The 11,978-nt window shown below is 36.9% G+C and carries 5 protein-coding genes; 3 read left to right on the top strand and 2 right to left on the bottom strand.

All coding sequences use genetic code 11. The features are described 5' to 3' along the window. Both ABIZ51_06605 and ABIZ51_06600 read right to left on the bottom strand, forming a co-directional pair. The coding region (locus ABIZ51_06605; protein MEO7088446.1) for a PKD domain-containing protein at positions 1-3,409 on the bottom strand (3,409 nt) is incomplete at its 3' end. Between the two features lie 200 nt (positions 3,410-3,609). Continuing rightward, positions 3,610-7,329: a HAMP domain-containing sensor histidine kinase gene (locus tag ABIZ51_06600; GenBank protein MEO7088445.1), complete on the bottom strand. Its 3,720-nt coding sequence runs from the start codon at positions 7,327-7,329 to the stop codon at positions 3,610-3,612. Positions 7,330-7,476: 147 nt separating this feature from the next. Here ABIZ51_06600 and ABIZ51_06595 point away from each other — a divergent pair, with 147 nt between their 5' ends. From ABIZ51_06595 to sppA, 3 genes are all read left to right on the top strand, one after another. Next, positions 7,477-8,046, top strand: a complete 570-nt coding sequence (locus ABIZ51_06595) for a DUF6642 family protein (GenBank protein ID MEO7088444.1) — start codon at positions 7,477-7,479, stop codon at positions 8,044-8,046. A 9-nt stretch (positions 8,047-8,055) separates the two neighbouring features. Beyond that, positions 8,056-9,957: a tetratricopeptide repeat protein gene (locus ABIZ51_06590; protein ID MEO7088443.1), complete on the top strand. Its 1,902-nt coding sequence runs from the start codon at positions 8,056-8,058 to the stop codon at positions 9,955-9,957. A 98-nt stretch (positions 9,958-10,055) separates the two neighbouring features. Further along, a complete protein-coding gene (gene sppA, locus ABIZ51_06585) occupies positions 10,056-11,837 on the top strand; it encodes a signal peptide peptidase SppA (GenBank protein ID MEO7088442.1) in 1,782 nt (593 codons plus the stop codon). Positions 11,838-11,978: the final 141 nt, after the last annotated feature.

Here is an 11,978-nt window from a genome sequence, read left to right as displayed (position 1 = left end):
TGTTCGATCCATTCGAATTAGTAGCTGTTAAACTAACGGTATAAGTTCCTGCCGTATTATAAGTTACAACTTGACTTGCAGTGCTTGATGTACCAGGAGTTCCGCTTTGGAATATCCAACTATAGCTTGTAGGTCCGCCAGAGGATGTACTTGTATAAGTAATCGAAGATCCCTTACATACTGGAGAACTCGTCGCAGTATAAGAGGCGGTTGGTGGAGCGCTGGCATTTACTCCTGTAATATTTACATTATCTAAATAAAGAGCCTGTCCATAACCAGGTCTATTTTCAAATTTAATCAAGATAGAAGGTTGTCCAACATAAGCATTTAAACTAATTGTATCCGTCCTCCATTGAGTATTAGTAGGAACAAATGCACCAGTACTATCGTACGCTCCTGTTGTTGATAAAGTAAGTCCGCCCTTTAGATATAATTGAGTGTATGTTTGTCCACAATCTTTTGAAATATATACCGCCAAAGAATCACTGTAATGTTTATCGTAAGGAGTATAAGCAACATCGAAGAAAAGCTTTGCAGAAGATAACGACGCAAAATTATATTTTGGAGTAAGCATATAGGATCGAGTCCCCACTGCATTTGTATCGGTGTTATCAAATTCTGCGCATTTGGTACTATTGTGGCCAACGGTAGTATTGTGTTGCCATTCAAAAGGATACGCATTTAATCCCCAGTTTGCAGGAGGAAATGTTGCTCCTTCAAAACCTTCGGACAATGGTAATGCTTGGGGACCAGAAACATTTATGTATGCTGTTTTAGTCATCGCATTACTTCCGTTCGAATTTGTTGCTGTTAAAGTAGCATTATAAGAACCTGCAGTATTGTATATCACACTTGGATTTTGAACTGTTGATGTACCTGGAGTACCACCTGAGAATGTCCAACTCCATGAAGTTGGATTATAGCCGGATAAATCCGTAAAATTTACCGTTGTTCCTGGACAAATTGTTGTTGGAGTACCAACAAAATTAGCTGCGGGAGGATTAGATCCTGGGTTATTAACTGGAATTTCCCATATTCCACGCCCGAAAGTGGAGGCTCTTATCATTCCTGTTCCATAATAAATTTCCATTTGCGATACAATTACATTAGGCAATCCTGTATTATAAGGTTGCCAAGATCCCAATGTGCTATCTCTATAATAGACGCCTACGTCCATTCCTGCATAAACGGCTCCGTGAGCATTTTTCTGATAGGTGATGCAATTGGCTGGTAAATTAGGTAATCCAGTAGAATAATTCGTCCAGGACGTACCTCCATTGCTGGTTACAAAAATTTTATTTCCAGAAGAATATCCGGAAAATGTAACATACGCAATGTTTGCATTAGTAGGACAAATTGCTACATAACTCGCAGCTGCACTGCCTGTTGGCAATCCAGAATTAATAGTTGCCCAAGAACCTCCTCCATTTGTTGTTTTATAAACACCAGTATTTTTAACTACATAGATAACATTGGAATTAGATGGAGCAATAGCAAATTCATTTATGTAATTAGATCCATCAGGTTGGGTTCCTATTTGGCTCCACGATGTTCCCTGATTTGTTGATTTATAGAGATTTGTCATCCCACCGTAAATAGTATTTGCCACGTTTGGATCTTGTTTCCAAGGGGTAGCCCATGCTGTATTTTCAGAGGCAGGAGGACCGATTGAATTCCAAGAAGCACCTCCGTTAGTTGTTACGTTGAAACTTCCTTGGTATTGTTCACCATACATAACATTGTCATTGCTGTGATCTATAAAACATTTCATCCCATCTCCACCCATTGATTCATTCCAATTACTGGTGGATGCCATTAAATTTGTTCCATTGTCCTGCCATCCGGAAAGTATTTTGTTAGCATTGGTAGTGGACATTCCCAATCCATACATTTGACCGATTTGCATATTATTGCTTAAATCTGACCAAGTAGTACAATCGTTCGTTGTTTCAAAGACGCCTCCATCACAACCAATATAAGCGGACGTTCCATTAATATACAAAATATGATGAATGTCCGCATGTACATATCCGCTTGACGGATTAGCAGCCGCCCAATAAGCGATACAATTTGCACCCCATGATGTGCCTCCATTGGTAGATTTCCACACATTAACACCGCCAACAATAATCTCATTGGCGTTAGTAGGATTAGCTGCGATAGACAATGTGTAAAAGCCTTGTCCTACGCCCGCATCACTTCCATTCTGATTGAAACCGAGAAGGTTAGGACTACTACTACCGTGTTTTTGGGTAAAAGAGGTACCACTATTAGTGGATTGATAAACTCCATAAAGTCCATTATTATTTACATCTGCTGCTAAAACGTACACATAAGCAGCGTTGGCTGCCGATACGGCGATAGACATTCTTATTACTGCTGTTGGAGCAGGTAATCCGGAAGTTACTTGAGTAAAACTTGCACCAGAATTTGTAGAAATATAAAAAGCAGAACCGCTTCCTATGTCATACGTTGTCGCATAAATTGTGCTGGAAAGTCCTGGTTTGAAAGCCATGTCTATAACATAATCTCCATTTAAACTTGCTACAGGCGACCAAGAAGTTCCTCCGTTGGTTGACTTAAGCAATCCGAAATTTCCTGACAAATAAATATTTTGTGTATTGCTAGGGTCTATCAAGACTCTTGACATCAAGGCGTTTTGGCTTATCGCAAAACCCGTTCCTGGAAGCTGAATCCATGTAATCCCTCCGTCAGTTGTTTTCATCAATCCATAAGCATAAACATGATTAGCAGCACCTCCTGCTCCATCTCTATCACCTGTTGCAACATAAATTGTTTTACCAGAACTTGTAGGATCAATGGCAATATCTGTTACCCCTAAATCGGTAAACAAATCAGTTGTTGTTGCCCAAGTAGTTCCGTTATTCGTTGATTTCCACAAACCTCCGTCGGGTGCTCCTGCCCACAAAGTGGAAGTAGAAGCATCGTAAGCCATCACGTTTACGCGACCCACGCCACCAGTTGTTGGTTCGGAATTTGGACCTAAATACGACCAAGTATTTGTGGATAAAGTAGACAAAGTAGAAATCGGTTTTAATTTCTGTGCATTTAAGTATGCTTGATAATTAACGTGCGTTTCTGATAATTGAGATACATCCCCAGAAGGATACACTCTTGGTGCTGCAAAATATTCCCATCTTTTAAACAGTTCCCAACCTGCATTGTCCTTTTCTTCGTCTTCTCCTTCGTTTCCGCCTCGAATTCCAACATTTTCAGGATTGGAATAAAAAGATTTTTGAACATCATAAAAATTAGCTCCAGTTTGTTTCAACTGCAACCAATTTTTTAGATTACTGGTTGTTTTAATTCCTGTTTTTGACGATTGCGCAAACGCTGTAGCTCCTATTGCAAAGGCTAACACAGTGGATAAAGTAAGTTTATTTTTCATAGTGTGAACTTGTTTAGTTATACCAAAGTTGAAACAAAAAAAAGAGAATTCCAAATTTATGAGTAAAAAAATTAGAGGTGTATTTTTTTCGATGAAGGCATTGTTGTATTGAACAATAACAAAATAGCATGTCTCAGGCTCTTTAAATTATTTCTCAGAAGAATCTTTTTTTTCTTTCGAAAAATTATTTTTTTTGAACATTAAAAAGCTTCCGGCAAACGCACAAAAAAAGTAGTTCCTTTTTCCAATTCCGTTTCGAAAGAAATACTGCCGTTAAATGAGTCTATCATGTTTTTTACCATCGCTAAGCCCAAACCCATTCCGGCTGATTTAGTCGTAAAATTTGGTTCGAAAATCTTCGTAATTGCTTCTGGAGAAATACCTGTTCCGTTATCTTTAATAGCAATCAAAAAATTATTTTTTTCACGCGATATAATCAGCTCAATTTTTCCATCTTTCTCCTCTGGTAAAGCTTGAATCGCATTTTTTATTAAATTATTGAAAACCCTTACCAATTGCTCTTTATCAGCCATCACAAAACAATTTTCAGTAATTAAAAATTGAGTGATTATTTGCGCGGGAGAGGTTTGTTTAAACAAATCCGCCACGTGAATTAAAATGGATTTTAATTCCACTTTTTCAGAAAGTGCTTTCGGCATTTTCGCAAAAGCAGCAAAGGAATTGGCGATGGAAGAAAGTGTTTCAATTTGTTCGATAAGGCTTTCCGTAAGCTGTTGCACGTGCGTTTCCATATCCGCACGATGATCTTTAAACGTGCGCTGTAACTGCTGAATACTAAGTTTCATCGGCGTCAGCGGATTTTTAATTTCATGCGCTACTTGTTTTGCCATTTCGCGCCAAGCAGTTTCTCGTTCTGATTTTACCAATAAATCCGCATTTTCCGCGAGTTCTGCAATCATTCGATTGTATTCTTTTACCAAACTTCCAATCTCGTCATTCTCTTTCCAATCAATCATTTCATTGGTTTTTCCCAATCGGATGCGACTCAATTTATCTTGAATTAATTTGAGCGGGCGCGTGATATAATCTGAAATAAAAACCGTAAGAAAAAGAGAAAGCACAAACAATAAAACATAAATATTTATGAGTGTTGAAATGAACGTGGAAATTTCTGTTTGAAGATTTCCTTCCTTCTCAAAGTAAGGCATATTAAGGTATCCAAGTAATTTGCCTCTATTATTTTTCAGTAAAATATACGCTGATAAATAATTTAATTTTCCGATTGTTTCTTCATCTGTATACGCGATTTTATGATTCACCGTAAATTCATAAAAAGCAAGCGGGCAAATTTTTTGTGAAATTAATCCTTCGTCAAAAATCTTCGGAATGGACGTTGCATGCAAGTTTCCAAGCGTATCGTACAAATTAATATCTGTAAAAAAAACAGTCGAATTTTTTTTCAAAATATAATTCATGTAATCGTGATTGTTTTTTATCAGCTCATAATTATCGCCCAAATCCTGCTGAATATCAATCAAAGCCGAAACCATTTTTTCATTGATATTTTGTTTATTCGTATCCTGAAATTGTTTGTTGAAATAAAAAATAGTCGCTGTTCCGAAAAGTCCGATGGAAATAACGACAATGGCTACTAGCAAGTATTGTACACGATTTTTAAAATTAAAAGAGAGCGGTTTTCCGTTCAGGAAAATTTGCTGCGACACTAAAAAAAACAATAACAAAACGCTGAAAAATGCAAACAAATAAGAAAACGTAGTGATGCTATCAAACGTAGAAACTATTTTTTTACTGAGAATAACAAAAGACGAAGCATCTGGGCGATATAGCAAATGGTTGAATCCGTCTTTATTTACAAAGCCAAATGAACCTACTTGCAAAACACCCAAATAATCATTTGTTAAACTGTACGGAAATTTTCCGTGATAGCTAATTAGCTTGCCATTGCTGTATTTCGCATAAGAATAGTTGTCCCATTCCTGATCCGTTCCGGCACTTTTGTCGAGCAATAAATCTGGAAATCGAATCTCTTCCGTTGCCAAATTTGGGTTGAAAGAAAGATATAAAGTTCCTATCAATTCCTTTTTATGAAACGAGGAATTGATAGCTACACGAGCGAGGTAATTTATTTTTTGAGATGAATTATTCAAGTAAAAAAAATCAGGGCTTTCCGTACTTGTACTTTGGTTTTTGATGGCGTTTTCGAAATACGAAAGTTCATCAAAATTCATATTGATACCATTTACCAAAGGTGCGCAGATACTATCAAAAACAGCAACATTGATTTGATATTTATTCCAATAACCACCAAAATATTTTTGAAGAATTACTTTTTCGAATGTCTTGCGCTCCACACTATTTTTCGAACTCAGGATTTTTTTTAATGCTGCATCATTTTGTATTTTTTGTTCTACCTCATTAAAAAGATGTTCGGCAAGTGGATCGCGTTCCGTAGCTATTTTTTCAGCAAATATTTTACGATTTTCTTTCTCGCGCAAAGCGCAAAAATGAGTAAACGTAAACATCGAATAAAAGGAAAAAAACAATAAAATCAACACGACTCCAGAAAAAGGATAACGATCGTTTTGTTTTTTCAGAAACCGGATAATGAGAACAAATGTGAGGATCCATAAAATAAAAAAAACAGGAAAATCGTTCCGCAAACTATACATTCCCACAAATGCAATAATGGCAGCAGCGAAAACACCCATCTCGGAAATTGCGCTGAATGCAAAAGTACGCAACGTATGAATAATTTTATCTGCCAATATAAAAAGGCTAAAAAACAACAAAGCCACAATACACAAGGCAATATAACTGTATACATCTAAACTAAAAAGCGAATTAAAATCAAAAGAAAGAATGGAATTTTGAATCAATCCAACAAAAATATGATTGACAAAAGCGGCAAAACAAAGTAGAAAAAAAAGTAAAAAAAAGGCAGTCGAAAAATTAATTTTTTGATTGCGGAATTTTTGTTCCATCGAATTTTTTTTACTCAAATAATAAATGCCATAAAAAAGGAGTAGCACATTAATTAATAAATCGCCTAAGGAGGAAAACCAGATAGATGCCGCATCTCCATAGTGTTCCGGATTAAAAAGAGATAAACTGTAAATACTATTCGGGTATCGAAAATGAATACTCAAAAAGCGAAATCCGAACAATAGCAATACATATAGCAGCGGAATACTTTTGGAGGAAAAGCGTTCTGTCATTTCTTGTACCTGTTTTTGAAGAAAAAAAAGTAGAAATAAAATTGCCAGCACGGCGCATCCTAAGCCTATTAAACTTATAGATGTGAGTGCATTTTCATCCGAAAAAAAATGAATCGCACAAAGGTAATCTCCTTCCTTTGTATAAAACGCTTCATGTGTTTTTGCGGCAGACCCAAACACAATTCGGGCATTGTCGTTGATTCCAAAATCCGACTGAAAATGGTTCTCCAAATATTGATTTTGATAGGCATAATCATTCTTCAATAAAATCAAACCAACTATTTTTTCAGGTTGATTGTTTGAAAAAATAATTTTTGTACGCATCTCAAACCAGCCATTTTTTAAATGGACTAATTTTTGATTTTCAGGGATTTTTGGAAGCACATTTTCAAAAGCAGCCGATTGATTAGTCCAATATTTTAACGTGTCCTTTTGATAAATGAGCAAAGTGATACCCTGCTCCTCGTACCACTTATTTTTTTGATACGGATGTTCAGAAAACAACTGAGCATAGGACGACTGAAGCGCTTCAACTGCCAGCGAATCTATTAAAGATTGTGTTTTTCTCTCTTTCGCGAAAAGTGTTTTTGTAAAACGCGCAGCATCTTTAGCATTCTCCGAAGGGCGAAAAGAGGAAATCAAAAAGGCGGCAAGGGCAAAAAAAACAGCTAACAACAGCAGCGCTGCTTTTTCCCAGATAGTTTTTTTCTGTATTTCGGTCATTTATTACGCCATTTTCAACAAAAATAGACAAAAAACAGGCTTAAATACGCGTTCTTTTTCAAAAGAGTAGAAAATGATTCAAATTTGTTATTTTTGGAAGAATTATCGGGGAGGTTTCACAGAACGAAAAAATAATTTTTTGACATTATGAGAATCGCAAAACACTATAAAAAAGATATTTTTTGTTTGGAAGGCGACTGGCAAAAAGATCTAAGAGACAAATCCAGTATCAATGCAGCACTTGCTTTTTTACAACAAAATTTTGGCATCCGACATATCTACAAACAATGCGGCACGCGCGAAAATTTGGAGTATTATCTTTCGCTCTGGAAACAAAAAAAATACGCCGCCTATTCCATTTGTTATTTCGCTTTTCACGGCGAGCCGGAAAGCATTAAAGTAGGAAAAGAATTTGTAACCTTGGATGAGCTGGGAGACCTGATGGCAGACACTTGCAAGGATAAAATAATTCATTTTGGAAGTTGTAAAACGCTGGATACCGACCGTCGAAATATTGTTCGATTTTTAGAGCGTACTGGCGCTTTGTGCGTGTGTGGTTTTGAAACTGATATTGATTTTTTGGAGAGTTCGGTTTTTGATATGTTGTTGATTGAAATGTTTCAGAAATACAAAGATATTTCGAAAGTAGAACGCGATATTCGCTTTTACTACGGCGCATTGGTGCGAAAATTGAAATTCAATATTATTTATTTGTAAGTCTTTTTTATGTCAAGAAAAAAGTCGCTGAAAAAAAAAATTTCCGAGCCCGAAAAAATTAGCATTCACGAAATTGAACAAGCAGAAAGCCTGATTCCGCTGAAAAGTTTTAGGTCGAAAGCTATTTTTATTGCGCTCATCGGGTTTATTTTTTACGCCAATTCTTTGTGGAATCAATATGCGCTGGACGACGGAATTGTCATCACCAAAAACGATTACGTACAACAAGGTTTTAAAGGCATCGGAAAAATTTTAACGACGGATGCCTACGATAGTTTTTACCGTCAAATGAACGGAAAACAAGAACTTTCCGGCGGAAGATATCGCCCGCTTTCCGTCATTACATTTGCCATTGAACATCAATTTTTTGGCGAAAATGCCTTTGTCCGACATTTAATGAACGTGCTTTTTTACATTGCGTCTTGCGTTTTATTATTGTATTTTTTGCAAAAATATTTATTCGAAAACCTACGCTATTCCAGCGATTTAGCATTTCTCACCACATTAATTTTCACCATTCATCCCATCCATACCGAAGTGGTAGCGAACGTAAAAAGTTGTGATGAAATTTTATCTTTTTTATTCATCATCGCCACATTTATTTTTACGTTCCGACATCAAGAAACTCGTTCAGGAAAAGATTTATTTAAAGCACTTCTTTGTTTTTTCCTCGCCTTATTATCCAAGGAATATGCGGTTTTGATGATTATATTAATTCCGCTCGCGTTTTACCTCACGCGGAAAAAAAATTTTTCAGAGAGCCTTTTTTCAGTGCTTCCATTTTTGCTGATTTTAACTGTTTATTTGTTCATTCGGTTCAGCGTTATTGGTGGGTTTCATCACGTAGAAAGTACGGAGGTTCTTAACAATCCTTATTTGTACGCAACGCCTTCTCAAAAATACGCGACCGAAATTTTTGTATTGCTGAAATACCTGAAATTACTGATATTTCCATGGAATTTATCCGCCGATTATTCTTACAACGAAATTCCGTATAAAGATTTTAGCGACATTTTTGTCTGGATTTCTTTGCTCGTTTATGCAGGAATTATCTACGCAGGAATTGTTCTTTTCAAACGCAAAAATGTGTTCGCTTTCGCGATTGCTTTTTACCTCGGCTTTTTAGCGATGATTTCCAATTTCGTGATGGACATTGGCGCTACGATGGGCGAACGTTTAGTCTATCTTTCATCACTCGGTTTCGCTATGGTAATAGCAGGGCTTCTGATTTTGGCGCTTCAAAAAATTAATTTTTCATTCGTTAAAAAACAATATTTATTGTATGGGTTTTTCACGATTGTATTGATTTTAGCGGGTTTTAAAACAATGGAACGCAATGCGATTTGGAAAAATGACATCACCCTTTTTACACACGATGTAAACATTGTCCCGAACAGCGCACTCGCTAACGGTAATGCTGGCGCACGTTACGTAGATCTTTCGGAGATGCCCGAAAATAAAGCAATCGAAAAAATATTGTTGCAAAAATCCATCGGCTACTTGGATAAATCATTGACCATTCATCCGCATTATGTAAACAGTTTATTGAATTTAGGGGTGGCGTATTACAAACTCGATCAGCCTGAAAAAGCGCTTGAATGCTGGAATGGAGCGAAAAAACTTTTTCCGAACAATCCCTATTTAAAACAATATTTTCCCTTGCTTGCACAATATTATTTGAACGAAGCTTTCCAAAGAGGGTCAGAAAAAAAATTTCAAGAGGCAATTGTGTTGATGCAAAAAGCGGCAACCATTACACCGGACGATCCGAAAATTTGGTACAATTTAGGGGGTGCTTATTTTACTATTAAAGATTATACAAATGCCCGCCAATGTTGGAATAAAACCTTGCAATTAAATCCAAATTACGAAGACGCCAAACATGGACTTGCCGCATTACAGAAACAATAAAATGACGTTGAAAAATTATTTTTTTGAACACCTTTTTTGATAGAATCAAACATCGTTACTCCTCGCTTTTTTGTATCATTGCGTATAAAACCTAACAAATGAAAACTTTTTTTGCCTCTTTACTCGGAACGCTTGTTGGCATTGTCGTTTCTTTTTTTGTACTTTTCTTTATTTTGATTGCCCTTTTTTCTGCCACTTTTACTGCACTTAAAATGGCGCAGGAAAAACCAAGTCCAATTGAAAAAAACTCTGTCTTATTGATAAAACTCGACAAACAAATTACGGAACGCACTCAAAAAAATATTTTTTATTCCTTCCATTTTAACGATGACCTTCCAATTGGCTTAAACGATATTTTAACGAATATAAAAGTCGCGAAAACCGACAGTTCCATCAAAGGTATATTGCTCGAAATTAATTTGCCAGCGATAGGTTCCGCGAGTATCGAAGAAATTAGAAATGCCTTGTTGGATTTTAAAACTTCCGGGAAATTTATTTTCAGTTACAACGACAACTATTCGCAGATGTCGTATTATTTATCCAGCGTTGCTGATAAACTTTTCCTGAATCCGCAAGGCTCCATTCAATTAAAAGGCTTGAGCGCACAAATTATGTTTTACAAAAATGCGCTTGATAAATTAGGTATCCAGATGCAAATTTTCAGACATGGAAGATTTAAAAGTGCTGTGGAACCGCTCGATTTAGACAAAATGAGCAACGACAATCGTCAGCAAACAAAAACGTATTTGAATTCGATTTGGTCTGTAATCGTTAACAGCATTGGCGTTTCTCGAAACATCACGCCGCAAAGTATTAATAACATTGCCGACAGTTTGTTGGCGCAATCTGCAGACGATGCGCTGAAATATAAATTGGTGGATCAATTGTGTTACAAAGACGAAGCCTTGGCGCTGTTAAAAAAACAAATTGGCATTTCTAAAGATGACGATATTTCATTCGTTAAACTGAACGATTATACGCAAGCCGCAAGAGCAAAAAAGCTGCTTCAGAAAAATAATTTTTCGGATGGCAAAATCGCTATTGTGTATGCCGTTGGCGAAATACAAAGTGGAACCGGCGACGATCAAACCATTGGCGCTTCTACTTTGGTAAATGCTCTTCGCACAGCGGATGAAGACGAAAACGTGAAAGCAATTGTGTTGCGCGTCAACTCGCCGGGCGGCAGTGCGCAAGCATCTGACATTATTTGGCACGAGATAATGAAAATCAAAAAAGACAAACCCGTTATTGTTTCGATGGGTGATGTAGCGGCTTCCGGAGGTTATTATATTTCTTGCGCTGCCGATACTATTTTTGCAGAACCCACTACTATTAGCGGTTCTATTGGTGTTTTTGGGATGATTCCGAATGTGCAAAAACTGATGAACGATAAACTCGGGATTACCGTTGATACGGTGAATACCAACAAACATTCCGACATCGGAAGTATTTATCGCCCAATGACATCCATCGAAGCTGCCAGCGTTCAACGCGGCGTGGAAAATGTGTACGCTACTTTTTTACAACGCGTAAGTGATGGGCGACACGTTACTGTGGCGCAAGTAGACAGCATCGGGCAAGGACGGGTTTGGAGCGGAATTGATGCTCAGAAAAAGGGCTTAGTAGATTTGCTGGGAAATTTGGACGACGCGATTGCAATGGCGGCTAAATGCGCGAAAATTAAAAACTACGGTTTAGTGGTCTATCCAAAACAAGAAGATGCTTGGAAAACCTTGTTTAGCAAATACGGCAATTCTGTGAAAATAGATATTTTGCAAAGCGAATTGGGTGAACAATATTCTATTTACAATCATCTGAAAACAATGATTCATACCGGCGGCATACAAGCCGAAATGCCGTATCAGATAACTATTTATTAATACGTCTTTCTTCGTTCGGAAAATTATTTTTTTGAATGTGATTTTACAGAGAAGATAAATTCTGTATCAGTTATTTAATAACTTCCAAAAAGCCTTTCTTTAGAGTTCCGTCAGGCAAAGTTAATAGGTAATAATAAGTGC

It is taken from the genome of Bacteroidia bacterium, from assembly GCA_039924845.1.
In the GTDB taxonomy this organism is placed as follows: domain Bacteria; phylum Bacteroidota; class Bacteroidia; order DATLTG01; family DATLTG01; genus DATLTG01.
The sequence above is the reverse complement of the archived record's forward strand: the minus strand, read 5'-3'. Positions and strand labels throughout refer to the sequence as shown.